The sequence below is a fragment of the Salipiger marinus genome, assembly GCF_900100085.1.
In the GTDB taxonomy this organism is placed as follows: domain Bacteria; phylum Pseudomonadota; class Alphaproteobacteria; order Rhodobacterales; family Rhodobacteraceae; genus Salipiger; species Salipiger marinus.
Window position 1 is genome coordinate 1 of record NZ_FNEJ01000038.1, and the last position, 26,541, is coordinate 26,541.

General features: G+C 63.6%; 24 protein-coding genes and 1 tRNA gene. 8 read left to right on the forward strand and 17 right to left on the reverse strand.

The genetic code is table 11. From position 1 onward, the window contains the following. From BLR51_RS25125 to rpsL, 4 genes are all read right to left on the reverse strand, one after another. On the reverse strand, positions 1-365 hold a 365-nt coding region (locus BLR51_RS25125), incomplete at its 3' end, for a GTP-binding protein (protein WP_089852127.1). 87 nt (positions 366-452) lie between these two features. Continuing rightward, the gene (gene fusA, locus BLR51_RS25130) at positions 453-2,576 is read right to left on the reverse strand and encodes an elongation factor G (RefSeq protein ID WP_089852128.1); all 2,124 of its coding nucleotides are present in this window, start codon (positions 2,574-2,576) and stop codon (positions 453-455) included. Positions 2,577-2,597: 21 nt separating this feature from the next. Then, a complete protein-coding gene (gene rpsG, locus BLR51_RS25135; protein WP_089852129.1) occupies positions 2,598-3,068 on the reverse strand; it encodes a 30S ribosomal protein S7 in 471 nt (156 codons plus the stop codon). 12 nt (positions 3,069-3,080) lie between these two features. Continuing rightward, complete coding sequence (gene rpsL, locus BLR51_RS25140) at positions 3,081-3,452, reverse strand: 30S ribosomal protein S12 (protein WP_005862801.1); 372 nt, start codon at positions 3,450-3,452, stop codon at positions 3,081-3,083. Positions 3,453-3,820: 368 nt separating this feature from the next. Here rpsL and BLR51_RS25145 point away from each other — a divergent pair, with 368 nt between their 5' ends. After that, the gene (locus BLR51_RS25145) at positions 3,821-4,621 is read left to right on the forward strand and encodes a glycosyltransferase (RefSeq protein WP_089852130.1); all 801 of its coding nucleotides are present in this window, start codon (positions 3,821-3,823) and stop codon (positions 4,619-4,621) included. Here the strand turns inward: BLR51_RS25145 and BLR51_RS25150 are convergent. From BLR51_RS25150 to rplJ, 6 genes are all read right to left on the reverse strand, one after another. Then, positions 4,597-5,493 carry a DMT family transporter gene (locus tag BLR51_RS25150; protein ID WP_089852131.1) on the reverse strand — a complete coding sequence of 299 codons (897 nt, stop codon included), beginning with the start codon at positions 5,491-5,493 and terminating at the stop codon, positions 4,597-4,599. The two genes, BLR51_RS25145 and BLR51_RS25150, sit on opposite strands and share 25 nt — an antisense overlap. A 45-nt stretch (positions 5,494-5,538) precedes the next feature. Beyond that, positions 5,539-6,300: a hypothetical protein gene (locus tag BLR51_RS25155; RefSeq protein WP_089852132.1), complete on the reverse strand. Its 762-nt coding sequence runs from the start codon at positions 6,298-6,300 to the stop codon at positions 5,539-5,541. A gap of 121 nt (positions 6,301-6,421) precedes the next feature. After that, positions 6,422-10,672 carry a DNA-directed RNA polymerase subunit beta' gene (rpoC, locus tag BLR51_RS25160; protein ID WP_089852133.1) on the reverse strand — a complete coding sequence of 1,417 codons (4,251 nt, stop codon included), beginning with the start codon at positions 10,670-10,672 and terminating at the stop codon, positions 6,422-6,424. Between the two features lie 96 nt (positions 10,673-10,768). Then, complete coding sequence (rpoB, locus tag BLR51_RS25165; RefSeq protein WP_089852134.1) at positions 10,769-14,905, reverse strand: DNA-directed RNA polymerase subunit beta; 4,137 nt, start codon at positions 14,903-14,905, stop codon at positions 10,769-10,771. A gap of 259 nt (positions 14,906-15,164) precedes the next feature. After that, entirely contained in the window at positions 15,165-15,545 is a 381-nt protein-coding gene (gene rplL / locus BLR51_RS25170) for a 50S ribosomal protein L7/L12 (protein ID WP_089852135.1), read from the reverse strand. A 71-nt stretch (positions 15,546-15,616) separates the two neighbouring features. After that, on the reverse strand, positions 15,617-16,129 hold the full coding sequence (gene rplJ / locus BLR51_RS25175) for a 50S ribosomal protein L10 (protein ID WP_089852136.1): 513 nt from the start codon (positions 16,127-16,129) through the stop codon (positions 15,617-15,619). 417 nt (positions 16,130-16,546) lie between these two features. Between rplJ and BLR51_RS25180 the strand changes: the two genes are divergently transcribed. Continuing rightward, complete coding sequence (locus tag BLR51_RS25180) at positions 16,547-17,005, forward strand: GNAT family N-acetyltransferase (RefSeq protein ID WP_089852137.1); 459 nt, start codon at positions 16,547-16,549, stop codon at positions 17,003-17,005. Between the two features lie 56 nt (positions 17,006-17,061). Here BLR51_RS25180 and rplA read toward each other — a convergent pair whose 3' ends face one another. The 4 genes from rplA to secE form a co-directional block, all read right to left on the reverse strand. Continuing rightward, complete coding sequence (gene rplA / locus BLR51_RS25185) at positions 17,062-17,760, reverse strand: 50S ribosomal protein L1 (RefSeq protein WP_089852138.1); 699 nt, start codon at positions 17,758-17,760, stop codon at positions 17,062-17,064. Position 17,761: 1 nt separating this feature from the next. Further along, positions 17,762-18,211 (reverse strand): 50S ribosomal protein L11, encoded by a 450-nt coding sequence (gene rplK, locus BLR51_RS25190; protein ID WP_089852139.1) that lies wholly within the window; start codon positions 18,209-18,211, stop codon positions 17,762-17,764. 245 nt (positions 18,212-18,456) lie between these two features. Further along, positions 18,457-18,990 (reverse strand): transcription termination/antitermination protein NusG, encoded by a 534-nt coding sequence (gene nusG, locus BLR51_RS25195; protein WP_089852140.1) that lies wholly within the window; start codon positions 18,988-18,990, stop codon positions 18,457-18,459. 313 nt (positions 18,991-19,303) lie between these two features. After that, the gene (gene secE / locus BLR51_RS25200) at positions 19,304-19,495 is read right to left on the reverse strand and encodes a preprotein translocase subunit SecE (protein WP_089852142.1); all 192 of its coding nucleotides are present in this window, start codon (positions 19,493-19,495) and stop codon (positions 19,304-19,306) included. Between the two features lie 348 nt (positions 19,496-19,843). Between secE and BLR51_RS25205 the strand changes: the two genes are divergently transcribed. The 5 genes from BLR51_RS25205 (at position 19,844) to BLR51_RS25225 (ending at position 23,847) form a co-directional block, all read left to right on the forward strand. Beyond that, a complete protein-coding gene (locus tag BLR51_RS25205) occupies positions 19,844-20,401 on the forward strand; it encodes a hypothetical protein (protein ID WP_089852144.1) in 558 nt (185 codons plus the stop codon). 292 nt (positions 20,402-20,693) lie between these two features. Beyond that, entirely contained in the window at positions 20,694-21,152 is a 459-nt protein-coding gene (locus BLR51_RS25210) for an NUDIX hydrolase (protein WP_089852156.1), read from the forward strand. A gap of 289 nt (positions 21,153-21,441) precedes the next feature. Continuing rightward, on the forward strand, positions 21,442-21,825 hold the full coding sequence (locus tag BLR51_RS25215; RefSeq protein ID WP_131821885.1) for a hypothetical protein: 384 nt from the start codon (positions 21,442-21,444) through the stop codon (positions 21,823-21,825). A 228-nt stretch (positions 21,826-22,053) separates the two neighbouring features. Then, a complete protein-coding gene (locus tag BLR51_RS25220; protein WP_089852147.1) occupies positions 22,054-23,304 on the forward strand; it encodes a cation:proton antiporter in 1,251 nt (416 codons plus the stop codon). 177 nt (positions 23,305-23,481) lie between these two features. Next, on the forward strand, positions 23,482-23,847 hold the full coding sequence (locus BLR51_RS25225; RefSeq protein WP_089852149.1) for a hypothetical protein: 366 nt from the start codon (positions 23,482-23,484) through the stop codon (positions 23,845-23,847). 63 nt (positions 23,848-23,910) lie between these two features. Here the strand turns inward: BLR51_RS25225 and BLR51_RS25230 are convergent. Beyond that, a tRNA-Trp gene (locus tag BLR51_RS25230) sits at positions 23,911-23,986 on the reverse strand. Between the two features lie 55 nt (positions 23,987-24,041). Further along, positions 24,042-25,034: a zinc transporter ZntB gene (locus BLR51_RS25235; RefSeq protein ID WP_089852158.1), complete on the reverse strand. Its 993-nt coding sequence runs from the start codon at positions 25,032-25,034 to the stop codon at positions 24,042-24,044. A 363-nt stretch (positions 25,035-25,397) separates the two neighbouring features. Here BLR51_RS25235 and BLR51_RS25240 point away from each other — a divergent pair, with 363 nt between their 5' ends. Next, a complete protein-coding gene (locus BLR51_RS25240) occupies positions 25,398-25,634 on the forward strand; it encodes a hypothetical protein (protein ID WP_089852151.1) in 237 nt (78 codons plus the stop codon). Positions 25,635-25,786: 152 nt separating this feature from the next. Here the strand turns inward: BLR51_RS25240 and BLR51_RS25245 are convergent. Beyond that, a partial coding sequence (locus tag BLR51_RS25245; protein ID WP_089852154.1) for an elongation factor Tu occupies positions 25,787-26,541 on the reverse strand: 755 nt, incomplete at its 5' end.

A 26,541-nucleotide genomic window follows, 5' to 3' on the forward strand; every position in this document is an offset into this window, starting at 1 on the left:
CCCACCTGACGGCCCAGCAGGATGTGCTCGCGCGTCTGCGGCATCGGGCCGTCAGCCGCGTTCACCACGAGGATCGCGCCGTCCATCTGCGCCGCACCCGTGATCATGTTCTTCACATAGTCCGCGTGGCCGGGGCAGTCGACATGGGCGTAGTGACGGGCTTCGGTCTCGTATTCCACATGCGCGGTCGAGATCGTGATGCCACGGGCCTTCTCTTCCGGCGCGCCGTCGATCTGGTCATAGGCCCGGAATTCGCCGAAATACTTCGTGATCGCCGCCGTCAGCGTCGTCTTGCCGTGGTCAACGTGACCAATCGTGCCGATGTTGCAGTGCGGTTTGGACCGCTCAAACTTTGCCTTTGCCATGATCTTGGCTCCCTTCTTTGTCGGATGATGGGGTCAGACCCCACCCTACGGTGGTGGGTAGGGCGGGGACCGGCCCCGCCACCCGGCTTATGCGTATTTCTTCTGGATCTCGTCCGAGATGTTCTGCGGCACCGGATCGTAATGGTCGAACTGCATCGTGAACTGCGCGCGGCCCGAGGACATGGAGCGCAGGTTGTTGATGTAGCCGAACATGTTGGCCAGCGGCACCATGCAGGCGATGGCAATCGCGTTACCACGAGTGTCCTGCCCCTGCACCATGCCGCGACGCGAGGTCAGGTCGCCGATGATGCTGCCGGTATATTCTTCCGGCGTCACAACTTCGACCTTCATGATCGGTTCCAGCAGCTTCGCGCCAGCCTTGCGGAGACCTTCGCGCATCGCCATCCGGGCCGCGATTTCAAAGGCGAGCACCGAGGAGTCCACGTCGTGGAACTTGCCGTCGATCAGCGCGACCTTGAAGTCGATCACAGGGAAGCCCGCCAGCGGACCGGAGTCCATCACCGACTTGATGCCCTTCTCCACACCGGGGATATATTCCCGCGGCACGGCCCCGCCGACGATCTTGCTCTCGAAAGAGTAGCCTTCGCCCGGCTCTGTTGGCGAAATCACCAGCTTCACTTCGGCGAACTGACCCGAACCACCCGACTGTTTCTTGTGGGTGTAGGTGTGTTCGATCTCGTGACCGATGGTCTCGCGATAGGCCACCTGCGGCGCACCGATGTTCGCCTCGACCTTGAATTCCCGCTTGAGGCGGTCAACCAGAATGTCGAGGTGAAGTTCGCCCATGCCCTTCATGATGGTCTGACCGGATTCAAGATCGGTCTCCACCCGGAAGGAGGGGTCTTCGGCGGCCAGACGGGCCAGACCCTGAGACATCTTCTCCTGGTCGTTCTTGGTCTTCGGCTCGACGGCGATCTCGATCACCGGCTCGGGGAAGGTCATGGTTTCCAGAACCACCGGATCGGACGGATCACAGAGCGTGTCGCCGGTGGTGGTTTCCTTCAGACCCGCCAGCGCGATGATGTCGCCCGCGAAGGCCTCGTCGATTTCCTCGCGGTTGTTCGAGTGCATCATCATCATACGGCCGACGCGCTCGCGCTTGCCCTTCGTCGAGTTCATCATCGAATCGCCCTTCTTGAGCGAGCCGGAATAAAGACGGGTGAAGGTCAGCGAGCCCACGAAGGGGTCGTTCATGATCTTGAACGCAAGGCCCGCGAAGGGCATCGCATCATCCGCGCGGCGCGGGATGTTCCGGGTTTCGGTCTCGTCGCCCGGCTTGAAGCCCATGTAGTCAACCACGTCGAGCGGGCTCGGCAGGAAGTCGACCACGGCGTTCAGCAGCGGCTGCACGCCCTTGTTCTTGAAGGCGGAACCGCCCAGAACCGGCACGAAGGTCATCGACAGGCAGCCCTTGCGGATCAGAGCCCGCAGGGTGGGGATGTCGGGCTCCTGACCTTCCAGATAGGCTTCCATGGCCGCGTCGTCCATTTCGACAGCCGCTTCCACCAGCGTGGCACGCCATTCGTCCGCCAGATCCTTCAGGTCGTCGCGGATCGGGCCACGGGTCCAGGATGCGCCAAGGTCTTCACCTTTCCACACCCATTCTTCCATGGTCACCAGATCGACGATGCCTTCCAGCTTGTCCTCGGCACCGATCGGGAAGTTGACCGGAATCGGGATCGCGCCGGTACGGTCCTTGACCATCTGCACGCACTTGAAGAAGTCGGCGCCGATCTTGTCCATCTTGTTGACAAAGACCAGCCGCGGAACCTTGTAACGGTCGGCCTGACGCCACACCGTTTCAGTCTGGGGCTCCACACCGGCGTTGCCGTCCAGCAGCGCCACGGCACCGTCAAGCACCGCCAGCGAACGTTCGACTTCGATGGTGAAGTCGACGTGGCCGGGGGTGTCGATGATGTTGAAGCGGAACTTGGTGTCGGACGTGCCTTCTTCGGTCGGATCTTCCTGCCACTGCCAGAACGTGGTGGTCGCGGCAGAGGTGATGGTGATGCCGCGTTCCTGTTCCTGCTCCATCCAGTCCATGGTGGCAGCGCCGTGATGGACTTCACCGATCTTGTGCGAGCGGCCGGTGTAGAACAGGATGCGTTCCGTCGTGGTGGTCTTGCCCGCGTCGATGTGGGCCATGATCCCGAAGTTGCGGTAACGCTGGAGGGGATATTCGCGTGCCATGTTGGACTGCCTTTCCGGAGCTTACCAGCGGTAGTGGCTGAACGCCTTGTTGGCGTCGGCCATCTTGTGGGTGTCTTCGCGCTTCTTCACCGCGGAGCCACGCGACTGAACAGCATCCAGAAGCTCGCCTGCAAGACGCTCTTCCATCGTGTTCTCGTTGCGACCGCGCGCGGCGGTGATCAGCCAGCGGATGGCCAGCGCCTCACGGCGCTCGGTGCGCACTTCGACGGGCACCTGATAGGTGGCGCCGCCCACACGGCGGGACCGCACTTCGACGGCCGGCTTGATGTTGTCGAGCGCTTCGTGGAACACTTCCACCGGCGCCCGCTTCACCTTGCCTTCAACCCGCTCCAGCGCGTTGTAGACGATGCGCTCCGCGACCGACTTCTTGCCGTCGATCATCAGGTTGTTCATGAACTTGGTCAGAACCCGGTCACCATACTTGGCGTCGGGGAGAACTTCGCGCTTCTCTGCGGCGTGACGACGAGACATCTGTTGTTCCTCTTACTTCGGACGCTTCGCGCCATACTTGGAGCGGCGCTGCTTCCGGTCCTTGACGCCCTGGGTATCCAGCACACCGCGCAGGATGTGGTAACGGACACCGGGAAGGTCCTTTACGCGGCCGCCACGGATGAGCACAACCGAGTGCTCCTGCAGGTTGTGGCTTTCACCGGGAATGTAGCTGATGACCTCGTAGCCATTGGTCAGACGGACCTTGGCCACTTTCCGCATTGCCGAGTTCGGCTTCTTCGGTGTCGTGGTGTAGACCCGGGTGCAGACGCCGCGCTTCTGCGGGCACTGTTCAAGGTGCTGCGACTTGGACCGTTTGACTTTGGGCTGCCGCGGCTTGCGGATCAGCTGCTGGATTGTGGGCATATTGGGTTTTTCCCCGTCTTCTCACATATGTGGTGCACGGGGAACGCCCCATGCGGTTTCCAATTCAAGGCGCCCTGCGCGTCCGCAGGTCACCGGCGATGCACCGCCCGGCCAAAAGACCATAAAACGACGCAAAAGACCGCATCCGTCCCCAGTCCGGGAACGACGCGGTGGGTGTCCAGAGGATCGGGGCTTTCGCCCGGATCTTGACCGCTCCAGTTCTGTAGAATGCGCCGGACGCACTAAGCCTTCCGACGAATTGAAGGCGCGTATAGGGGGAGTCGGGGGCCTTGTCAACACAAGCAGGCCCTTGCAAGCGCAAAGCGGCGGTGCGATGCAGGTCGTGTGTCGTGCTTGTGGAGCCTGCCATGCAGATCATCGGGTTCTGCCGCTTTTCCTATCCCGCAGAGGGCGGGTTTCAGGTGGAACACGACCGGATCGAGGACCGCATCTCCTATCTTTACGCGACGGCGCGGATGGAGGAAAGGTTCCGCCACTTTGAAACGCTCTGCCTGCCCGGTTTGCGGGCGCAGAGCGACCCGGACTTCCTCCTGCTGGTCCTTGTGGGCCGTGCCATGCCTGCCCTCTGGCTGGCCCGCCTGACGGCCCTGCTGGCCGATCTGCCGCAGGCCCGCATCATCGCGCGCGATCCCGGTCCGCACCGTCAGGTCTGCCAGCAGGTGATCAACGCCGCGCGCGACATGGCGCAGCCCTGCCTGCAGTTCCGGCATGATGACGACGACGCCGTGGCGGTGGATTTTGTCGCGACGCTGCGCGAGGCGGCGCAGGACTGCGCGGCGCTGCTGGCCCGGCACCGTCTGGTGGGATTCGACTGGCAGCGCGGCTATGTGGCGCGGCCCGACGCGCAGGGCCTCTGTGCCGAGCCGTGCTTCACCCCCTATTGGGGCGTGGCGCAGGCGGTGGCGGTGCAGCCGCGCGTGACGCAGACCATCATGAATTTCGGCCATGCCAAGCTGCCGCAGTTCATGCCCACCGTCACCTTCGCCGACAGGCCCATGTATCTGCGCGGCCATAATGACCACAACGATTCCCGGCAGAAGAAACATGTCCGCCCGGCCCCCCTGCCCCGGCTGGATGCCGGGGGCGAGGCCGAGATCCGGGCGCGGTTCGCCGTGGATGCGGATCACATCCGCCGCGTCTTTGCCTGAAGCCGGGCCAGCTGCAATTCGCGCCAGAGCGTGAAGATGCCGGTCGCCACGATGATCCCCGCCCCCAGCAGCGTCAGCGGGTGCGGCCAGTCGCCGAAGATCACCAGCCCCAGCACCAGCGCCCAGACCAGCCCGGTATAGCGGAACGGCGCCACGAAGCCGACATCGCCCACCCGCATGACCATGACGCTGCAGCAGTAGCCCGCGATGACGAACATCGTGGCCCCCAGCAGCAGCAGACCCAGCCGCTGGTCCAGCACCACCCAGTCCTGCCCCAGCGACCAGATGCCCGCGAGCAGCACCACGATCACCGCCGATGACAGGGTGACCATCAGCGAGGGCACCGCGCGCGACATCCGCCGCGTCACCAGATCGCGCACCGTCACCGCCGCCACCGTGACCAGCGCAAAGACCGAATACATGTTGAAACCTTCGGTGCCGGGCCGCACGATCAGCAGCATCCCCACGAAGCCCACGCCGATGGCCAGCCAGCGCCGCCAGCCCACCGGCTCCTGAAAGACCAGTGCGCTGCCCAGCGTCACCGTCAGCGGCGCCATCTGCAGCAGCGCCGTGACATTGGCCAGCGGCATGTGGCGCAGCGCCGTCAGAAAGAAGAAGGCCGAGGCGGCTTCGGCCAGACCGCGCAGCAGCATCAGCCCCCAGTCCTGCCGCGGCACATCCCGGCGCAGCGCGCCCATGCGCCATGCCAGCAGCGCGATGAACAGGCTTGCCAGAGTGCCGCGCAGCACCAGAAGCTGCGACAGCGGCATGCCTTCTCCGATCGCCTTTATGCAGGCGTCCCCCAGAGTAAAGCCAGCCATGGCGCCGATCATCATCACCACGCCGCGCGCGTTGTCCGAAAAGCCGTTCATGCCACAGCGCTAGCACCGCCCCGGGTGCCGCGCCATCGGGAAATGTCAGAGCGGTCGCAGCGAGTCCTTCAGCGCCTCCATCAGCGCGCGGTTCTCGGCTGCGCTGCGCAGGTAGGTGATCGGACCGCCGCCTTTCTGCCGCGCCTCATGCGCCAGCTGAAACACCCCGTCCCGCCCGGACCGCCGCACCACCGTGCCCGCAGGCAGCGTCTTGCGCAGATTGGCGGGCGGCGTGCGCGACACATCCACCCAGAGCAGCACCAGCTGGTCGCGGTGGAGAAAGAACAGCCCCATGCGGTCGGACAGGCTGCCCTTCAGCCCGCCCGACAGCCCGACCCGTTCGCCATAGGTCAGATAGGCGGTGCCAAGCCCGGGCAGCGTGACGCGGGTCAGCGGGCCCCAATGGTTGTCGCGCCCCTCGCTCGCGGCATGCAGGCGTGTGGCAAAATCTTCCAGAAACCCGTCGCTGCGCCCGGTGGTGACCGAACAGGCCAGCGTCACCAGCAGGGTGGGCTTGGTCGTATGCCGTGCGCCGGGGCGGGGATCGCGCGCATGGAAGTGCTCGCCCAGCATGTAGCTGTAGGTGATCCGGACATCGCCATCCTGCTCCCGGTCTCGCGCCACGTCGCGCGGCCAGCGCAGATCGATGCCAAGCGCCACACCGCAGTCGTCATGCCGGACCGGGCGCAGGTCGGCGGGCAGGAAATTGACATCCAGCACCGGAATGTCCTGCGCCTGCGCCACAGATGCGGCGACGGCCAGCCCAAAGGCCAGCGTGAGCGTTCGAAGCCTTGTCCAGTCTGCCATGCATCCGACTCGCGATGGTCTGCCTGCGGCACGATACCATCGCCGCAGCGCGGCGGGAGGCCAAAAAGAAACGCCCCCGCATCGCTGCGGGGGCGTCTGGTCGTTCAGGAGGCAGTCGCGATCACTCGCGGCTTTCCGGCGTGTCCACCACCAGCGTGTCGAACTCGTCGCCGCCGATCACGTCGTTGCTGCTGGAAGCAGGCGCTGCCAGCATTGCTGCGGCTTCGGCTTCCTCGCGGCGCACGTCGATCACCTTGTTGTCGCGTTCGGTCGCGATCTTGCGCACCTTCTGGGTGGCGCCACCGGTGCCCGCCGGGATCAGGCGGCCCACGATGACGTTCTCCTTGAGGCCCACCAGCTTGTCGACCTTGCCCTGCACCGAAGCTTCGGTGAGCACGCGGGTCGTCTCCTGGAAGGAGGCGGCAGAGATGAAGGACCGCGTCTGCAGCGATGCCTTGGTGATCCCGAGCAGGATCGGTTCGCCCGTTGCCGGACGGCCGCCCTTGGCGATGATCTTCTCGTTCGCCATGTCGAACTCCGACTTGTCCACATGCTCGCCCTTGAGCAGCGTGGTGTCGCCGGAATCCTGGATCTCCCATTTCTGCAGCATCTGCCGGACGATGACCTCGACATGCTTGTCGTTGATCTTCACGCCCTGCAGACGATACACGTCCTGCACTTCGTCGATCATGTAGTTCGCCAGCGCTTCGACACCCATGATGGCAAGAATGTCATGCGGCGCGGGGTTGCCGTCCATGATGTAGTCGCCCTTCTGGACGAAGTCGCCTTCGACCACAGGAATGTGCTTGCCCTTCGGGATCATGTATTCCTTGGACACAAGCGTCTCGTCCACCGGCTCGATGGTGATGCGGCGCTTGTTCTTGTAGTCCTTCCCAAAGCGCACATAGCCGTCGATCTCGGCGATGATGGCGTGGTCCTTCGGACGGCGCGCCTCGAAAAGTTCGGCCACACGCGGCAGACCACCGGTGATGTCCTTCGTTTTCGCGCCCTCGCGCGGGATCCGCGCCAGAACGTCACCTGCCTTGATTTCCTGTCCTTCTTCGCAGGACAGGATCGCGTCCACCGACATCGGATAGGTCATCGGGTTGCCCGAGGCATGACGCACCGGTTCGCCATCGGCATCCATCAGGATGATTTCCGGCTTCAGTTCGTTGCCCTTGGGCGCGGCCCGCCAGTCGATCACGATCTTCTGGGTCATGCCGGTGGCCTCGTCGGTCTCGTCGCGAACGGCGATACCCTGGTTGAGGTCGACATGCTTGGCGATCCCGTCGGCTTCGGCAATGATCGGCAGGGTATAGGGATCCCATTCGAACAGCTTGCTGCCCCGCTTGACGGTCGAGCCTTCCTTGACGAACAGCTTGGAGCCGTAGCTCAGCTTGTGGCTGGCCCGTTCCGCGCCGTCCTCGCCCATGATACGCAGCTTCATGTTGCGGCCCATCACCAGCGTCTCGCCGATGGAGTTTTCCAGCGTCGAGGCGCCTTCGAAGGCGATGATGCCTTCCTGCGACGCTTCAAGGAAGGACTGCTGCCCGCCCTGCGCCACGCCGCCGATGTGGAAGGTCCGCATCGTCAGCTGGGTGCCGGGTTCACCGATCGACTGCGCCGCGATGATGCCCACCGCTTCGCCGGTGTTCACCATGGTGCCGCGGGCAAGGTCACGCCCGTAGCACATGGCGCAGACGCCCTCTTCGGCCTCGCAGGTCAGCGGCGACCGGATGCGCGCGGTCTGCACCGCCGCCTCGTCGATGGCATCGGCCATCCGCTCGTCGATGAGCTGGCCCTGACGCACGATCACCTCGTCGGTGCCCGGTTTCAGGATGTCATCCGCCGCAACCCGGCCCAGCACGCGCTCGGCCAGCGAGGAGACGACCTCGCCATCGTTGACCGCCGCTTCCGCGGTGATCGCCCGGTCAGTGCCGCAGTCATGGGCCCGCACGATGCAGTCCTGTGCCACGTCCACCAGACGCCGGGTCAGATAGCCCGAGTTCGCCGTCTTCAGCGCGGTGTCCGACAGACCCTTCCGGGCGCCGTGAGTCGAGTTGAAGTATTCAAGAACGGTCAGACCTTCCTTGAAGTTCGAGATGATCGGCGTCTCGATGATGTCGCCGTTCGGCTTGGCCATCAGGCCGCGCATGCCGCCCAGCTGCTTCATCTGCGTGACCGAGCCCCGGGCGCCGGAATGGGCCATCATGTAGACCGAGTTCGGCTCCGCTTCGGCGCCATTCTCGTCGCGACGGTTGGCGGAGATGGTGTTCATCATCGCCTCCGTCACCTTGTCGTTGCACTTCGACCAGGCGTCCACGACCTTGTTGTACTTTTCGCCCTGAGTGATCAGGCCGTCCATGTACTGCTGTTCAAAGTCCTTCACCTGATCGCGGGTTTCCTCGACGATCGACCACTTGCTGTCGGGAATGACCATGTCGTCCTTGCCGAAGGAGATGCCCGCCTTGAACGCCTCCTTGAAGCCCATAGACATGATCTGGTCGCAGAAGATGACCGACTCTTTCTGGCCGCAATAGCGGTAGACGGTGTCGATGACCTTCTGGACGTCTTTCTTCCGCAGCAGCGTGTTCACCAGATCGAAGGGCGCCTTGGCGTTCATCGGCAGCAGCGCGCCAAGCCGGACCCGGCCCGGCGTGGTTTCATACCGCTTGACGACCTCGTTGCCCTCTTCGTCGATCTGCCGCACCCGGCACTGGATCTTGGCGTGCAGATGCACCTCGCCCGCGGTCAGAGCGTGCTCGACCTCTTCGATATTGGCGAACTTCATGCCCTCGCCCTTCATGCCTTCGCGCATGATGGTGACGTAATAAAGCCCGAGGATCATGTCCTGCGACGGCACGATGATCGGGTTGCCGTTGGCGGGCGACAGCACGTTGTTGGTCGACATCATCAGAACGCGCGCTTCCAGCTGGGCCTCAAGGCTCAGCGGGACGTGCACGGCCATCTGGTCGCCGTCAAAGTCGGCGTTGAAAGCCGAACAGACCAGCGGGTGAAGCTGGATCGCCTTGCCCTCGATCAGCTGAGGTTCGAACGCCTGAATGCCCAGACGGTGCAGGGTCGGCGCGCGGTTCAGCAGAACGGGGTGTTCGCGGATCACCTCGTCAAGGATGTCCCAGACCTCGGGACGTTCCTTTTCCACCAGCTTCTTCGCCTGTTTCACGGTCGAGGACAGGCCCTTGGCCTCCAGTCGCGAATAGATGAACGGCTTGAACAGTTCGAGCGCCATCTTCTTCGGCAGGCCGCACTGGTGCAGCTTCAGTTCGGGGCCGGTCACGATGACCGAACGACCCGAGAAGTCGACCCGCTTGCCCAGAAGGTTCTGACGGAAGCGGCCCTGCTTGCCCTTCAGCATGTCGGACAGCGACTTCAGCGGGCGCTTGTTGGCGCCGGTGATGACGCGGCCGCGACGGCCGTTGTCGAACAGCGCATCCACAGCTTCCTGCAGCATCCGCTTTTCGTTACGCACGATGATGTCCGGCGCGCGCAGTTCGATCAGCCGCTTGAGGCGGTTGTTCCGGTTGATCACGCGGCGATACAGGTCGTTGAGGTCGGAGGTCGCGAAGCGGCCGCCATCCAGCGGCACCAGCGGGCGCAGTTCCGGCGGAATCACCGGAATCACGGTCAGCACCATCCATTCCGGGCGGTTGCCGGATTCGAGGAAGGATTCGACCACCTTCAGCCGCTTGATGATCTTCTTGGGCTTCAGCTCGCCGGTGGCTTCCTTCAGATCGGCGCGCAGCTGCTCGGCCTCGGCTTCGAGGTCGATCTGGGCCAGCATCTCGCGGATGGCCTCGGCGCCGATATTGGCACTGAAGGCATCGGCGCCGAACTGGTCCTGCGCGTCAAGGAATTCGTCCTCGGTCAGCATCTGGCCATAGGTCAGATCGGTGAGGCCGGGTTCGATCACCACATAGTTCTCGAAATAGAGCACCCGCTCCAGATCGCGCAGCGTCATGTCCAGCATGAGACCGATGCGCGAGGGCAGCGATTTCAGGAACCAGATATGGGCGCAGGGCGCGGCCAGTTCGATATGGCCCATGCGCTCGCGGCGGACCTTCTGCAGCGTGACTTCGACACCGCATTTTTCGCAGACGACGCCGCGATACTTCATCCGCTTGTACTTGCCGCAGAGGCACTCGTAATCCTTGATCGGCCCGAAGATGCGGGCGCAGAACAGCCCGTCCCGCTCGGGCTTGAAGGTCCGGTAGTTGATCGTCTCGGGTTTCTTGATCTCGCCGTAGGACCACGACAGGATCCGCTCCGGGCTGGCCAGAGAGACGCGGATCTCGTCGAAGACTTTCGGCGGGGTCAGCGGATTGAACGGGTTGTTGGTCAGTTCCTGGTTCATATCAAACCTTTTGCATCAGGGCAGCGTCAGGGGCAGGGAGCGAGATTTTTCGTACGAAAAATCTCGCCAGGAAAATTTTCGTACGAAAATTTTCCGTCACTCCTCCCCGTCCGCATCCAGGAGTTCCATGTTCAGGCCGAGGCCGCGGACTTCCTTCACGAGCACGTTGAAGCTCTCGGGAACGCCCGCCTCGTAATTGTCCTCGCCCTTGACGATCGATTCATAGACCTTGGTCCGGCCCGCCACGTCATCCGATTTCACCGTCAGCATTTCCTGCAGGGTGTAGGCGGCGCCATAGGCTTCCAGAGCCCAGACCTCCATCTCCCCGAAACGCTGGCCGCCGAACTGCGCCTTGCCGCCCAGCGGCTGCTGGGTCACGAGGCTGTACGGCCCGGTCGAACGCGCGTGGATCTTGTCATCCACAAGGTGGTGCAGCTTGAGCAGGTATTTCACCCCCACCGTCACCTTGCGGCTGAACTGCTCCCCGGTGCGCCCGTCGAACAGCACCGACTGGCCGGAGGTGTCGAACCCGGCGCGGGTCAGCGCGTCGTTCACGTCCATCTCCTTGGCGCCGTCAAAGACCGGCGTGGCGATCGGCACGCCGCCCGTGGCATTGCCCGCCACCTCGACCAGACGGGATTCCTCCATGTCGGCGATGCCTTCTTCGTAGACATCATCGCCATAGGCAATCCGCAGCGCTTCCCGGACCGGGGTCAGATCGCCGGAGCGGCGGTAGTCCTGCAGCGCCTCGTCGATCTGGATGCCCAGACCGCGCGACGCCCAGCCCATATGGGTTTCCAGAATCTGACCGACGTTCATCCGCGACGGCACGCCCAGCGGGTTGAGGCAGAAATCGACCGGAGTGCCATCTGCGAGGAACGGCATGTCCTCCATCGGCACCACGCGGCTGATCACACCCTTGTTGCCGTGACGACCGGCCATCTTGTCGCCCGGCTGCAGCTTGCGCTTCACCGCCACGAACACCTTGACCATCTTCATCACGCCCGGGGGCAGATCGTCGCCACGACGGACCTTTTCGACCTTGTCCTCGAACCGCGCATCCAGCGTACGCTTCTGCGCCTCGTACTGGTCGTGCAGCGCCTCGACGATCTGGGCATCCTGCTCTTCGGCCAGCGCCAGCTGCCACCACTGGCCGCGGCTCAGCGTGGACAGCAGATCCTCGGTGATCTCGGAGTTAGGGCGCACGCCCTTCGGCCCCTTCACCGCGGTTTTGCCCAGCACGAGATCGTGCAGACGCGCGTAGATGTTGCGGTCAAGGATCGCCAGTTCGTCGTCCCGGTCACGGGCCAGACGTTCGACTTCCTCGCGCTCGATCTGCAGCGCGCGCTCGTCCTTTTCGACGCCGTGACGGTTGAACACCCGCACTTCGACCACGGTCCCGTAATCGCCCGGCTTCACCCGCAGCGATGTATCGCGCACGTCGGAGGCCTTTTCGCCGAAGATGGCGCGCAGCAGCTTTTCTTCCGGCGTCATCGGGCTTTCACCCTTGGGGGTGATCTTGCCCACCAGAATGTCGCCCGGCTCCACATCGGCGCCGATATAGACGATGCCCGCCTCGTCGAGGTTGCGCAGGGCTTCCTCGCCGACGTTGGGAATGTCGCGCGTGATTTCCTCCGGCCCGAGCTTGGTGTCACGGGCGGCGACCTCGAACTCCTCGATATGGATCGAGGTGAACACGTCGTCGCGCGCGATGCGTTCGGAGATCAGGATGGAGTCTTCGTAGTTGTAGCCGTTCCACGGCATGAAGGCGACGATGACGTTCTTGCCAAGCGCCAGTTCCCCCATGTCGGTGGAGGGACCATCCGCGATGACCTCGCCCTTCTCGACCAGATCGCCCACCTTCACCAGCGGACGCTGGTTGATGCAGGTGTTCTGGTTGGAGCGCTGGAACTTGCGCATCCGGTAGATGTCCACGCCCGCGTCACCCAGTTCCAGATCGGCGGTGGCACGGACCACGATGCGCTGCGCGTCAACCTGGTCGATGATGCCGGCCCGGCGGGCCTGAATGGCAGCGCCGGAGTCGATGGCGACCTTTTCCTCGATGCCGGTGCCCACCAGCGGCGCTTCGGAGCGCAGCACGGGCACGGCCTGACGCTGCATGTTCGCGCCCATCAGCGCGCGGTTCGCGTCGTCGTTTTCAAGGAAGGGGATCAGCGAGGCGCCGACCGAGACCAGCTGTTTCGGCGACACGTCGATCAGGTCCACGCTTTCGCGCGGCGCCAGCGTGTAGTCGCCCGACTGGCGGGTGGAGACCAGATCGTTGACGAACCGGCCTTCCCCATCCAGCTGCGCGTTGGCCTGCGCCACGGTGTGGCGCATTTCCTCGGTGGCGGACATGTACTGCACTTCATCCGTCACCTTGGCATCGGTCACCCGACGGTAAGGCGTTTCGATGAAGCCGTACTTGTTCACCCGCGCAAAGGTGGCAAGCGAGTTGATCAGACCGATGTTCGGGCCTTCCGGCGTTTCAATCGGGCACATCCGGCCATAGTGGGTCGGGTGCACGTCGCGCACTTCGAAGCCCGCGCGTTCCCGGGTCAGACCGCCCGGCCCAAGCGCCGACAGGCGCCGCTTGTGTGTCACTTCGGACAGCGGGTTGGTCTGGTCCATGAACTGCGACAGCTGGCTGGAGCCGAAGAATTCGCGCACCGCCGCCGCCGCCGGCTTGGCGTTGATCAGATCCTGCGGCATCACCGTATCGATTTCGACCGAGGACATGCGCTCCTTGATGGCGCGCTCCATCCGCAGCAGGCCGACGCGATACTGGTTTTCCATCAGTTCGCCCACCGAGCGCACGCGGCGGTTGCCGAGGTGGTCGATGTCGTCGATGTCGCCACGCCCGTCGCGCAGATCGACCAGCGCCTTGATGCACTTCACGATGTCGTCGCGGTCCAGCGTGCGCTGGGTGTCCGGCTTTTCGAGGTTGAGGCGCATGTTCATCTTGACCCGGCCCACGGCGGACAGGTCATAACGCTCGCTGTCGAAGAACAGCGTATTGAACAGCGACGAGGCCGCTTCCACGGTGGGCGGCTCGCCCGGGCGCATCACGCGGTAGATGTCCATGAGCGCGGAATCGCGGTTCATGTTCTTGTCCGCCGCCATGGTGTTGCGCATGTAGGCGCCCACGGTGATGTTGTCGATGTCCAGCACCGGGATCTCGGTGATGCCCGCGTCCATCAGATCCTTGAGCGTGCCGCCGGTCACGTCGCCGTCCTTGTCGACGGTCCATGTCAGCTCGTCGCCGGCTTCCACATAGATGGCGCCGGTCTGCTCGTTGATGATGTCCTTGGCTGCGAACTTGCCCACGATATGCTCGAAGGGCACCAGCAGGTTCTGCACCTTGCCTTCGTCCACCAGCATCTTGACGGCGCGCGGGGTGATCTTCTTGGTGGCCTCGGCGATGATCTCGCCGGTATCGGCGTCGACAAGGTCATAGGTCGGTCGGGTGCCGCGCACGCGCTCGGGGAAGAACTTGGTGACCCAGCCCTCGCCACGGCGCAGCGTGTAGGACACGGTGTTGTAATAGGCGTCCATGATCGCCTCCTGATCCAGCCCGAGGGCATAGAGCAGGGTGGTCACCGGCAGTTTCCGGCGGCGGTCGATCCGCGCGAACACGATGTCTTTGGCGTCAAATTCGAAATCGAGCCACGAGCCGCGATAGGGAATGATGCGGCAGGCAAACAGCAGCTTGCCCGAGCTGTGCGTCTTGCCCTTGTCGTGGTCAAAGAACACGCCCGGCGACCGGTGCATCTGGGACACGATCACCCGCTCGGTCCCGTTCACGATGAACGTGCCGTTCGGGGTCATGAGCGGCATGTCGCCCATGAACACGTCCTGTTCCTTGATGTCCTTGATCGACTTGGCGCCGGTATCTTCGTCCATGTCGAACACGATCAGCCGCAGCGTGACCTTCAGCGGCGCGCTGTAGGTCATGTCGCGCTGCATGCACTCTTCGACGTCGTATTTCGGCTTCTCAAGCTCGTAGCTGACAAATTCCAGCCGCGCGGTCTCGTTGAAGTCGTTGATCGGGAAGACCGACTGGAAAACCCCCATGATCCCTTCGCCTTCCTGAGGCTTGGGCTGGTCACCGGAATTCAGGAAAAGTTCGTAAGAGGATTTCTGAACCTCGATGAGGTTCGGCATCTCCAGAACCTCACGAATTTTGCCGTAGTATTTGCGAAGACGTTTCTGGCCAAGAAAACTTTGAGCCATGGGTCAGCTTACCTTTCAGCTTCTCACCGGACGCGCGTGCTGTCGGGCACCAGCGGCACATCCATCCGAGACGGCAGTGTTCCGATCCATTCCTGGCCCCTGTCCCACCAGAGGCCTCCCGATCCTGGAACTCGCCTGAAAAAGGCCCCTCGCGCTGCTTGTCCAAGCAGAAGGGCCTCTCTGAGACGGGTTCGGCTGGACCCGGATTGCTCCGGATCCAGCCTGCAAATCAACTCGTGCGGGCCAGTGCCCTGCGCGATTACTTGACTTCGATCTCGGCGCCAGCTGCTTCCAGCTGCTTCTTGATCGTTTCGGCTTCCTCTTTCGAGACGCCTTCCTTGACGGCCTTGCCACCGGCTTCCACCAGATCCTTGGCTTCTTTCAGGCCAAGACCGGTGATCGCGCGGACTTCTTTGATCACGTTGATCTTCTTGTCGCCGGCCGACTTCAGGATGACGTCGAATTCGGTCTTTTCCTCTTCGGCAGCGGCGGCTTCGCCTGCGGCCGGGCCTGCCATCATGACAGCGCCGCCAGCGGCGGGCTCGATGCCATACTCGTCCTTGAGGATGGTTTTCAGTTCCTGGGCTTCGAGCAGCGTGAGGTTCACGATTTGCTCAGCAAGTGCTTTCAGATCAGCCATTTTGCATTTTCCGTTTGATTAGATGTGTTCCAACGTGCGGGTATTCAACCCCACGAGGTTCCTCGATTGCCTTAAGCCGCCTTGTCCTCGATAGTCGAGAGGATCGAAGCGATGTTCGAAGCAGGTGCGCCAATGGCACCGGCGATGTTCGAAGCAGGTGCGCCGATGCAGCCGACGATGGAAGCGATGAGCTCCTCGCGCGACGGCATTTTCGACACGGCCTCGACACCGGCACGGTCCAGCGCCGTTCCCGCCATGGCCCCGCCAAGAATCTCGAATTTCGAGTTTGCCTTGGCGAAGTCCTCCACGACCTTGGCCGCAGCCACGGGGTCTTCGGAGAAGGTGAGAACGGTCATGCCCTCGAGGTATTTCGCGATGCTCTCGCACCCGGTCCCCTCAAGGGCGATCTTGGCGAGCCTGTTCTTGGCGACGCGGACCGAAGTCCCGCCCGCGCGTGCGCGCGACCGGAGGTCCGTCATCTCGGCAACCGTGAGACCCTCGTAGCGGGAGACCACCACGACGCCAGAGCTTTCGAAGATCTGGCCGAGTTCCTCGACCACTTTCTCTTTCTGGGCTCTATCCACAGTTTCACTCCAGTTGATGGAGGGGAACGACCCCCTCCGGCTCTATTCGCCCGGGCAGAAGCCCGGACACTGGTCCGAATTCGGGTCGTCGCATCGCGCCTCCGGAACACATCGGCCCGGAACACTATGTCTCTTCCCGCCTCAGGCAGGACTTACGGGCTTCCGTCTGGAACCCACCCACCGTCTCGGACGAAATAGAGGGCCTTCGCGAATCGTGCGAACGCCCTCACAAGCTCTCCTTAACGGGTTTGACCCGGCTTGCCAAGGGCGCACCGGCCTCTGCCCGTTTTCTGTGGCGCGGCACGGTACCCCGCCCCGCCGCGCGCCCGCGGGTGCGGCGGGCAGATCGGGGTTGATCCATGCCGCCCGCCGCGTCACGCTTCGCCCAGAAACCAGAAACCAGTGCAGGAGGCCAGCATGATCCGACCCGCCGTGGCAGACGATCTGTCCGCGATCCAAGGCTGCGCCGCCGCCGCTTACGCCCGCTACATCCCCCGGATCGGTCGCGCCCCCGCCCCGATGACCGCCGACTTCGCCGCCCAGATCGCGGCGGGGCTGGTGCATGTGGCAACCTCCCCCGAAGGCGGCCTGCTGGGCTTCATCGTCTTTTACCCGCAGGATCACGCGATGCTTTTGGAAAACGTCGCGGTCCAGCCCGCTTCAGCCGGGCATGGCGTGGGCCGGACGCTCATCTCCTTCTGCGAGGATCAGGCCCGGCAGCAGGGCGCCGACCGGGTGGTGCTTTATACCAATGCCAGGATGACGGAAAACCTGACGCTTTATCCAAGGCTGGGCTATCGCGAGACCGACCGTCGCCAGCAGGACGGCTTTGACCGGGTGTTCTTCGAAAAGCCCCTGCCCCGGACCCCCGGCTGAAATGCAAAAAGGCCCCGCCGAAGCGGGGCCTTTGTCATCCCGAAGGATCGGCAGGATTACTCGGCGTTGGCCGAGCTGACATCCACCGACACGCCCGGCCCCATGGTAGAGCTGAGCGAGATCTTCTTGACGTAGGTGCCCTTGGCGCCGGTCGGGCGTGCCTTGGCCACCGCGTTCACGAAGGCGCGGACGTTTTCAACCAGCTTGGCGTCGTCGAACGAGGCCTTGCCGACACCGGCGTGGATCACACCGGCCTTTTCGACCTTGAACTGGACCTGACCGCCCTTGGCATCCTTGACTGCCTGCGCGACATCCATGGTCACCGTGCCCACTTTGGGGTTCGGCATCAGGTTGCGCGGGCCAAGGATCTTGCCCAGACGACCGACGATCGGCATCATGTCCGGCGTCGCGATGCAGCGGTCGAACTCGATCTTGCCGGACTGGATGGTTTCCATCAGGTCTTCGGCGCCGACGATGTCGGCCCCTGCGGCCTGTGCTTCATCCGCCTTGGCGCCACGGGCGAACACCGCGACGCGCACGGTCTTGCCGGTGCCATTGGGCAGACCCACCACACCACGGACCATCTGGTCCGCGTGACGGGGGTCAACGCCAAGGTTCATGGCGATCTCGACGGTTTCATCGAACTTGGCCGAGGCATTGGCCTTCAGCAGTTCGATGGCAGCTTCGACCGACAGGTTTTCCTTGCCGGCAAAGGCTTCACGAGCAGAGCGGGTGCGTTTTCCAACTTTCGCCATCTTACTTCACCTCGATGCCCATGGACTTGGCGGAGCCAAGGATGATCTGCATTGCCGCTTCGACGTTGGTCGCCGAAAGGTCCTTCATCTTGGCTTCGGCGATCTCGCGCACCTGTGCGACGGTGATCGTTGCCACGGTCTCACGGCCCGGCTTCACGGCGCCCTTGGGGCGGTTCCGCTTGCCGACGGGCTTCAGACCGGCTGCCTTCTTCAGGTAATAAGACGCGGGCGGCGTCTTGATGTCCATGGTGAAGGACTTGTCCTGATAATAGGTGATCACGGTCGGGCACGGCGCACCGGGCTCCATTTCCTGCGTCTTGGCGTTGAACGCCTTGCAGAATTCCATGATGTTGATGCCGCGCTGACCCAGCGCAGGACCCACGGGGGGGGAGGGCGTGGCTTTGCCTGCAGGAATCTGCAGCTTCATCTTGCCCATAAGTTTCTTGGCCATTGGCCTGTCTCCTTGTCCGACACTCCGGAAACGCGTTTCCGAAGCTTCATGTGGCGTGGTCCGGTCCGCGTATCGCGATACGTTCGCCTTCCACGAGTCGCACCCCGCAGGATGCAAGGCGCCCCTCTAGACGATCGCCCGCCCCGGCGCAAGCACCTACCCGCACCCCGCTCCGTCCCCGCAAAGAAAAAGGCGCGCAGCCCCGCCGCACGCCCCGCCTTCTGTCCGTGGTCCGGTGAACAGGGTCAGCCCTGCTTGGACACCTGGGTGAATTCCAGCTCCACCGGCGTTTCGCGGCCAAAGATCGACACCGACACCCGCAGACGTTGGTTGTCCTCGTCCACGCCTTCGACCGTGCCGTCGAAACCCTCGAACGGGCCGTCGTTGACCTTGACGCGCTCGCCGATCTCGAAATGGATCAGGGTGCGCGGCTGGTCCTCGCCCTCCTGCACCCGGCCAAGGATGGCCTGAACCTCGGCGTCGCGCATCGGCATCGGGCGCCCCTGCGGACCCAGAAAGCCAGTCACCCGGTTGATCGAGTTGACCAGATGATAACCCCGGTCCGACATCTCCATATGCACCAGCACATAGCCGGGCATGAAGCGGCGTTCGGTCGTGACCTTCTTGCCGCGGCGCACTTCGATGACCTCTTCGGTCGGAACAAGCACCTCGTCGATCTGGTCTTCGAGCCCCTGCTCGGCCACAGACTGCCGGATCTGCTCTGCGATCTTCTTCTCGAAGTTCGACAGAACGCTCACCGAGTACCACCGCTTCGCCATCTGGCCCCTCTTCCTATTCTGGTCCGGCCGAAGGGCCGTCCGTCTCGTCATGCGCCGGATCGCCGGCGGCAGGATCTTTGCGGATGCGCCGCGCCCCAAAAGAAAACCGGCGTGCAACCGAATCGCTGCACGCCCGCTTTGGGAATTGGGGCGTCCCTACCCCCGCCGCGCCACGAATTCAAGTGCCGCACGCAGGCCATGGCAGCCTCCGCGCCTCTTCTGACCCCAAATATCCCGGGGGAGTCCGCGGCACGCGGACGGGGGCAGCGCCCCCTTCACCGCAGCACGCCTTGCGCGCTGCGGACAGGTGGCCTCAGCCGAAGAAGGACAGCAGGCCCTGCAGACCGGTGCGGATCAGGATGTCCACCAGCGCAAAGAAGATCGCGGTCAGCGTCGCCATGATGAAGACGGTGATCGTGGTCAGCACCACCTCGCGGCGGGTCGGCCACGAGATCTTGCCGATCTCGGACCGGGTCTGCTGGATAAACTGAAGCGGATTGGTCATGGCAGGCCTCGGACTCTCTGGGTTGCCGGGTCGTATACGCGCGCGCACCCGGTCTGGCAAGGACCGGTGCCACCCGCCCTGCCCCGCCTGCGGATCACGAAACGCGGTCAGGTGCTGTCGGAAATCTGACCACAGGCGCCGCTTCGTGATGAAACCCGGGCACGCCTTGCGCGTTCACGCGCGCTTAGCCAGCAAGATCCGGCGGCAAGCCCCCCCGCCGTGCGTCACACGAAAACTTGCGCCGGACGGCCCGGGAACCTCCACGGCTGTGGCCCCGTTGTGGTGGCAGAGAGGCAAGGGCGGAAGCCTGAAGCGCCTCGAAGATAGTAACGAGAGAAAGGATACACCATGAACCGCTTTCTGACCGCAACCGCCGTCGCATCCGTTCTGGCCACCAGCGCATTCGCCGCCACGCCGGAAGAAACCTCGCTCATCAACCGCTATGCGCCTGACGTGAACGTGGAGATGATGACCGACGAGCAGGTCGCAGAAGCCGTGGCGATCGCCACCACCGACAGCGCCGATACCGAAAAGCGCACCGAGATTCAGGCCATCCTCGAAACCGACACGATGACCGAAGATTTCTCGCCGGATCAGCTGAGCATCATCAACGAATTCATGTCTTCCGACCAGATCGCCGTGATGAGCGCCGACCAGCGGACCGAGGTTCTGCGGATCGTGAACTCGGAGGCAGAGCCGGACCAGATGCGCAACGAAATCCTCGCGCTCTATCCCTCGGACAGCCCGGCGCTGACCGAAGCCGAAGCACAGCGCGTGCAGTTCTTCGCCCCCGAAGCGGACCTGAGCGTGCTCACCGCTGGCCAGACCGAGCGTCTGCGCGCCGCCATCAACAGCGGTCAGGGCGATGCCGACATCAAGCTGCTGGTGGACGACATCCTGTCGTAATCCCTCCGCAGTTTACGGAAAGAGGGCCGCACGTGGTGCGGCCCTTTTTTATGTCCGCCTGTCAGCCCTGCCCAAACGACGCCCCAGCCCGAGGGTGCCGGACCGGACCCGGCGCGGAAGATTTGGTGCCGAGCCGTTGAATTCATTTAGAAAAGATGTCGCCCCCCCAGCTTCACCTGGCAGGAAACCCCATGCCATATTGCGCAATGCTGACATCCGTCGCGGGCGCTGGAGCAAAGCGGCCGGGGCGAATCCGCTTGAACCGAGCCCGTCGACCGATACCATCCCTGCCATGACCGAACGCATCCAGGTTGCCGCATTGCCCCTGCGGGCCAGCCGGAAAAATGGCATCCAGATTCTGCTCGTGACCTCGCGGGATACCGGGCGGTGGGTGCCCCCCAAAGGCTGGCCAATGGAAGGCCGCGCGCCTTGGTCCGCCGCACGCATCGAAGCTCTGGAAGAGGCCGGGGTGATCGGCACCATGTCCGATGAACCGCTGGGCAGCTACAGCTACCTCAAGCGGCTGGAAGACGGCGAGGTGGTGCCCTGCCGCGTTTCGATCTATCCGCTTTTCGTCACGCGGCTGAAAAGCGCGTGGAAGGAACGGAAAGAGCGCAACCGCCGCTGGTTCTCGATCGATCAGGCGGCGGAGGCGGTGGATGAACCGGACCTGAGCCGGATCCTGCGCGGCCTGTCCGACCGCGAAATCAGGAAGGGCCGTGTCGTCCCCAAGCGCGCCACAGCGGACTGAGCCCTGCCCCTGCCCTGCTTTTCTCCTCCTTCGGGGAGGCGATTATCCAAAGGGATAGATCCGTGGTTCAAGCGGAGGGGCGGAATTGAACAGTTGATTATTTTATTTAATTTCAATGCATTAAAGAGAGATTCCGGATCCGGGGCATGCTTGTCTGGAATCGGTTTTATGACTAGGCATTAGCCTGTGAGCACGTTGCCCGAGCAGATCACAACGCAGCTCTCCGTGTCGGTCGCGTGTTTTTCGCAAAGCTAGGAGTCCGGTAGCCAGAACCATAGAGAGATCGTCCATGCCGCGAAACTGGAAGCTATCCTTAAACATCTTACTCACGAGTTTTCTGTGTCTGGTGGCGGTAAATATCTCCTGCGCGCATACGCCCATCCCGTCGGGGAATTTTCTATCTGACAAAGTGGTCCATGCCCTGGCCTTTGCCGCGACACTGGTTCCCACAGCGGTCCTTGCCCCGCGCTATCTGTTGTTCACCGTCGGATTTGTCGTTTGCCTGATTGCCGGAATTGAATTTTTTGTCCGGGACCACAGGTGCCCCAGCGAATATCTGTCCTGGGCCGCCGAATTGATGGGCGTCACCTTTGCATTTTGCACCATTACGATCGTTCAGGGCATCTGCCATGCCATTGACGACGAATCGGATGACGAACTTCCGTCAACCTGACATCTGCTGAACGTCCGGACAGCCGCATGTCGCGGCTTCGGACTAAGCCACCACGCTGCGTTGCTCTCTCCTTGATCCTGCCCCGGTTTGCCAAGGGCCGGAGCCGCCAGACAGGTGCGCCACATCGGCTGCACAAGGCGGCTTCGACCTGTGCAGCGCCAAGCTACCGTTGCAAGCCGGGCCCGGCTGTAGCACAACGGCGCGCCCCGCTCAGCAAAGGACAGCGCCATGCAGGACGAGCCCTTCTTTGCTCTAGCCCCCTATCACATCGCCCTCGTCGTTGTCGGGCTGGTGGTGATCGCGGCGCAATGGCTGCCGCGTCTGGTGTCCTCCCGCGAACCTGCGGCGGCGCCGCTGATGCTTCTGTTCGGTGCGGCGGTGGCGCTGATCCCCGGCGTGCCGCAGATCCCTGACCCGCGCACAACGCCACTGCCGTGGGAAATGCTGAGCGAGATGGCGGTCATCGTGGCGCTGTTCGGCGCGGGCATGCGCATCGACAATCTGCGTCCGTGGCGCCGCTGGCTGCCGACCTTCCGCATGCTGGGCATCGCCATGCCGCTGACCATTCTGGCCGTGGCCCTGCTGGGGGTCGGGATTGTCGGGCTGACACTGGCGGGCGCCATCCTGCTGGGCGCGGTGCTGGCCCCCACCGATCCGGTGCTGGCCGGGGAAGTGCAGGTCGGGCCACCGCACAAGGGGAAGGAACATCCCGTCCGCTTCGCCCTGACCACCGAAGCCGGGCTGAATGACGGGCTGGCGTTTCCCTTCGTCTATCTGGGGCTGATCGTCGCCGCCCAAGGCTTCACCCCCGGCACATGGGGGCTGGACTGGCTGCTGCGCGACGTGATCTACCGGATCGCCGTCGGCGCGGCGATGGGCTGGCTGGGGGCAAGGGCACTGGCCTATGTGCTGTTTTCCGTGCCGAAAGGCGCCGTTCTGGCCGACACCGCCGCCGGAGTCATCGCGCTGGCGGGCATCATGCTGTGTTATGGCTCGACCGAACTGATCGAAGGTTATGGCTTCATCGCGGTCGCGGTGATGGGCCTGACGCTGCGCCGCGTCGAACAGCATCATGATTTCCACCGGCGCCTGCACGACTTTTCCGAATCCATCGAACATGCGCTGACCGTCCTGCTCCTTGTCGCTCTGGGCAGCGTGCTGCCGCGCCTCTTTGCCGATCTGACATGGACACATGCCGTGCTTGCCCTGCTGCTGATCGTAGTAATCCGCCCGCTGTCGGGCGGGATCGCCCTGCTGGGCGACCGGTCGCTGGACCGCAGAAGCAAGGCGGTGGTCGCGATCTATGGCGTGCGCGGCATCGGGTCGGTCTATTATCTGGCCTATGCGGCCAGCCATGTGGAATTCGCGAACGAGTCGCAGATCTGGTCGCTGGTGGCGCTGGTCATCCTGCTGTCGACGCTGCTGCACGGCTTCACCGTCGGCTGGGCGGTGGACCACCTGAAGGACGGCGACTCCTAACTCCAGCCCCTGCAGAACAGCCACAGATCCGTGAATTGGATGTGCGTGGCCGCTGCTGTAGAGGCGGCGCGGGCGCGCGGGCTGCCCGCCGCTTTTCCGGGGCGGCGGCAGGATTTGCCCGTCCCACGCGCCACGTGACCTCATCACTGACGGGATCCCTGCTGCACGGGAGACGCAATGCACCGCCGCCTGTTTACGATTGTTCTGTTAACCAGCCTGACAGCCGCCGCGATCAGCTTTCTGGCCTTGGCCCCGCATCACGGGATCCAGAGCAGTTACCGCATGCTTGCGCATCTGGAGCATGTTCTGGCCTTTGGTCTGCTGATGGTGCCCGCAGCCCTGCTGCGACCGCACTGGCTGCACTGGCTCTGGCCCATGGGCATCGCCTTCGCCGGGGTGATCGAGCTTCTGCAGCCGCAGTTCGGACGGCGTGCCGATCTGATGCACTGGGTGTCCAGCTCCTTCGGGATCGTGCTCATCACCTTCGGAACATGGCTGGCCCTCAGCATCGTGGACCTGATCCGGCACCGCGACGGCCCATAGGCGCAACCGGATGACCGCAGCGACAGCGGTCAGGATACGCAGGACAAGTTTTCAAGAGAGTTATGGCAGGGGCAGCAGGGTTCGAACCCGCGACCTACGGTTTTGGAGACCGTCGCTCTACCAGCTGAGCTATACCCCTGTGGCCGGGCTTCCGTTTACGAAAGGGACCGTGGCTTTGCAAGGGGGAATCGTGGTCAGATCCAGCGCAGACGGCGCAGCACAAAAAGCTGCAGCCCGGCGACGCCCGCCAAGACGCCGCAGAACATCCAGAAGGCCTTTGGATCGCCCGCACCGGGCAGCCCCGCCACGTTGATTCCGAATAGCCCGGTCAGGAATCCCAGCGGCAGGAACAGCGCCGACAGGATCGACAGCAGATACATGTTGCGGTTCAGCCGGTCGGAAAGCTGGCTGGCCAGTTCATCGCGCACCAGCGCCATGCGGTCGCGCATGGCATCGGCATCTTCCACCACCCGTTCCAGCGCATCCAGTTCCTCGGCCAGATGGCGCAGGTCATCCTCTTCCACCCAGTGCGGATGCGCCGCCTGCAGGCCGCGCAGGGCATCACGCTGCGGCATCAGATAGCGGCGCAGGATGATGGCCTGACGGCGCAGTTCGACCACCTGCTGCCGCATCTCGGCGCCGCCGCCCGCCAGCACATTCTCTTCGAGCGAGTCGGCCTGCTCTTCGAGGCCGGACCAGAAGCCCTCGATCCGCTGGGTCAGATGTTCAACCAGCAGGGTCAGGAACTGCGCGCAGTCACGCGGCCCCTGCCCCGCCTCGGTCGCCTCCGCGATGCGTTCGATGGCGCGCACGCGGCGGCGCGACAGGCTGACGATGCGCTGCGGATCGATCCACATCCGGACCGAGACCATGTCCTCCGGATCCTCGCCCGCATTGGTGTTGATGCCGCGCAGGATCACGATCAGCCCGTCCCCGACCCGCGTGACCCGGGGCCGGGTTTCCTCGGCCACCAGCGCGTCGATGATCGTGGCATCCAGATAGGACAGGTTTTCCACGATCCAGCCCGGCGTGTCGGGGTGCTGCGCCCTCAGATGCACCCAGCCCAGCGTGGCGCTGCGCAGCACCTCGGGCGCCTCCGAAGGAGAGAGGCGGCGGCAGGCATCGGGACCGTCCAGCACGAAGCCGGTATCGATCAGGTCATCGGGGCTGGGAACAAGATCTTGCATGGCCAAGAACTACATCCGGCAGGGCCTGCGGCAAGGGCAAATGGGGGTCTTTGCGGCAGCGTGCAAAATTGCACAGAGATGGCGCCGAGGCCTCGCGCGGGGGGAAAACCGGGTGCCGATCACGCAAAATCTGGCTCTCTCACACCGCCGTGACATTAGAAAACCTCAGCGTTTCCAAAGCTGATCCGCGCTATTGGAAAGCCGCTGTTCACGTTCAAGCACACAGGTTCGCGATCCGCCGTGTCTGTTTCCGTGATTTGAAAAGCGGCGCGATAACAACGATTTACAACTCATCCCGCCAACAAGACGGGGCGCGGCACCGGGTTCGGGCCGCGTTTCACACCACATGAAGGATACACTCACATGACACGCATTCTTGCCGCCGCCCTGATCGCCAGCGCCGCTCTGACCGGTGCCGCTTCGGCTCTGACCTCGACCTCCGCTGTTGCACAGCAGCAGATCGAACGGGTTCTGCCCGGCGCCGACCTGTCGGGTCTGAGCGCGTCGCAGCTCGCCGCAGTCGCGCAGGAGATCGACAACACCGATGGCGCTGCCAACAAGGAAGCCGCTGCCGAGGCGCTGATCCGCGCCTATCGCTGACCGCAGCCGCGCGGCCCCTATTCCGCGCGTTTCGGCAAAAGGCCGGTCCTTCGGGACCGGCCTTTCTGCTGTCGGGCTCGCGCCACAAAAAAGGGGCCGTCCGCAGACGGCCCCTGATCTTCTGTCACCCCGCCCAAGGGCGGTGCGGCACCTCAGACGAGGATTTTCGACACGACGCCGGAGCCGACGGTGCGGCCGCCTTCGCGGATGGCGAAGCGCAGGCCGTCTTCCATGGCGATCGGCGCGATCAGCTCGACGACGAACTTCAGGTTGTCGCCGGGCATCACCATCTCGGTGCCCTCGGGCAGCTCGACGGTGCCGGTCACGTCCGTGGTCCGGAAGTAGAACTGCGGGCGGTAGTTCGCGAAGAACGGCGTGTGACGGCCGCCTTCTTCCTTGGTCAGGATGTAGACCTCACACTCGAACTTGGTGTGCGGCTTCACCGAGCCGGGCTTGCACAGGACCTGCCCGCGCTCCACGCCTTCACGGTCGATGCCGCGCAGCAGCGCGCCGATGTTGTCGCCCGCTTCCCCACGGTCCAGCAGCTTGCGGAACATTTCCACACCGGTGCAGGTCGTGGTCTTGGTGTCGCGGATGCCCACGATCTCGATCGAATCGCCGACGTTGATCACGCCGCGCTCGATACGGCCGGTCACCACGGTGCCACGGCCAGAGATCGAGAACACGTCTTCGATCGGCATCAGGAACGGCTGGTCGGTGGCGCGCGGCGGCTGCGGGATGTACTCGTCCACGGCGGCCATCAGTTCGCGGATCTTGTTCTCGCCGATTTCCGGATCGCGGCCTTCCATCGCGGCCAGAGCCGAGCCCGCGATGATCGGAATGTCGTCGCCCGGGAAGTCATAGGCCGACAGCAGCTCGCGGACTTCCATTTCCACCAGCTCGAGCA

Bases quoted from the DNA above. Each gene is read 5' to 3' on its own strand.
- BLR51_RS25240 (WP_089852151.1), top strand. From the start codon at position 25,398: ATGACACGCATTCTTGCCGCCGCCCTGATCGCCAGCGCCGCTCTGACC.
- BLR51_RS25150 (WP_089852131.1), bottom strand. From the start codon at position 5,493: ATGAACGGCTTTTCGGACAACGCGCGCGGCGTGGTGATGATGATCGGC.
- BLR51_RS25205 (WP_089852144.1), top strand. From the start codon at position 19,844: ATGAACCGCTTTCTGACCGCAACCGCCGTCGCATCCGTTCTGGCCACC.
- secE (WP_089852142.1), bottom strand. From the start codon at position 19,495: ATGACCAATCCGCTTCAGTTTATCCAGCAGACCCGGTCCGAGATCGGC.
- rpsL (WP_005862801.1), bottom strand. From the start codon at position 3,452: ATGCCCACAATCCAGCAGCTGATCCGCAAGCCGCGGCAGCCCAAAGTC.
- rpoC (WP_089852133.1), bottom strand. From the start codon at position 10,672: ATGAACCAGGAACTGACCAACAACCCGTTCAATCCGCTGACCCCGCCG.
- nusG (WP_089852140.1), bottom strand. From the start codon at position 18,990: ATGGCGAAGCGGTGGTACTCGGTGAGCGTTCTGTCGAACTTCGAGAAG.
- BLR51_RS25235 (WP_089852158.1), bottom strand. From the start codon at position 25,034: ATGCAAGATCTTGTTCCCAGCCCCGATGACCTGATCGATACCGGCTTC.
- rpsG (WP_089852129.1), bottom strand. From the start codon at position 3,068: ATGTCTCGTCGTCACGCCGCAGAGAAGCGCGAAGTTCTCCCCGACGCC.
- BLR51_RS25145 (WP_089852130.1), top strand. From the start codon at position 3,821: ATGCAGATCATCGGGTTCTGCCGCTTTTCCTATCCCGCAGAGGGCGGG.
- BLR51_RS25210 (WP_089852156.1), top strand. From the start codon at position 20,694: ATGACCGAACGCATCCAGGTTGCCGCATTGCCCCTGCGGGCCAGCCGG.
- rplA (WP_089852138.1), bottom strand. From the start codon at position 17,760: ATGGCGAAAGTTGGAAAACGCACCCGCTCTGCTCGTGAAGCCTTTGCC.
- BLR51_RS25215 (WP_131821885.1), top strand. From the start codon at position 21,442: ATGCCGCGAAACTGGAAGCTATCCTTAAACATCTTACTCACGAGTTTT.
- BLR51_RS25180 (WP_089852137.1), top strand. From the start codon at position 16,547: ATGATCCGACCCGCCGTGGCAGACGATCTGTCCGCGATCCAAGGCTGC.
- rpoB (WP_089852134.1), bottom strand. From the start codon at position 14,905: ATGGCTCAAAGTTTTCTTGGCCAGAAACGTCTTCGCAAATACTACGGC.
- rplL (WP_089852135.1), bottom strand. From the start codon at position 15,545: ATGGCTGATCTGAAAGCACTTGCTGAGCAAATCGTGAACCTCACGCTG.
- rplK (WP_089852139.1), bottom strand. From the start codon at position 18,211: ATGGCCAAGAAACTTATGGGCAAGATGAAGCTGCAGATTCCTGCAGGC.
- fusA (WP_089852128.1), bottom strand. From the start codon at position 2,576: ATGGCACGCGAATATCCCCTCCAGCGTTACCGCAACTTCGGGATCATG.
- BLR51_RS25220 (WP_089852147.1), top strand. From the start codon at position 22,054: ATGCAGGACGAGCCCTTCTTTGCTCTAGCCCCCTATCACATCGCCCTC.
- BLR51_RS25225 (WP_089852149.1), top strand. From the start codon at position 23,482: ATGCACCGCCGCCTGTTTACGATTGTTCTGTTAACCAGCCTGACAGCC.
- BLR51_RS25155 (WP_089852132.1), bottom strand. From the start codon at position 6,300: ATGGCAGACTGGACAAGGCTTCGAACGCTCACGCTGGCCTTTGGGCTG.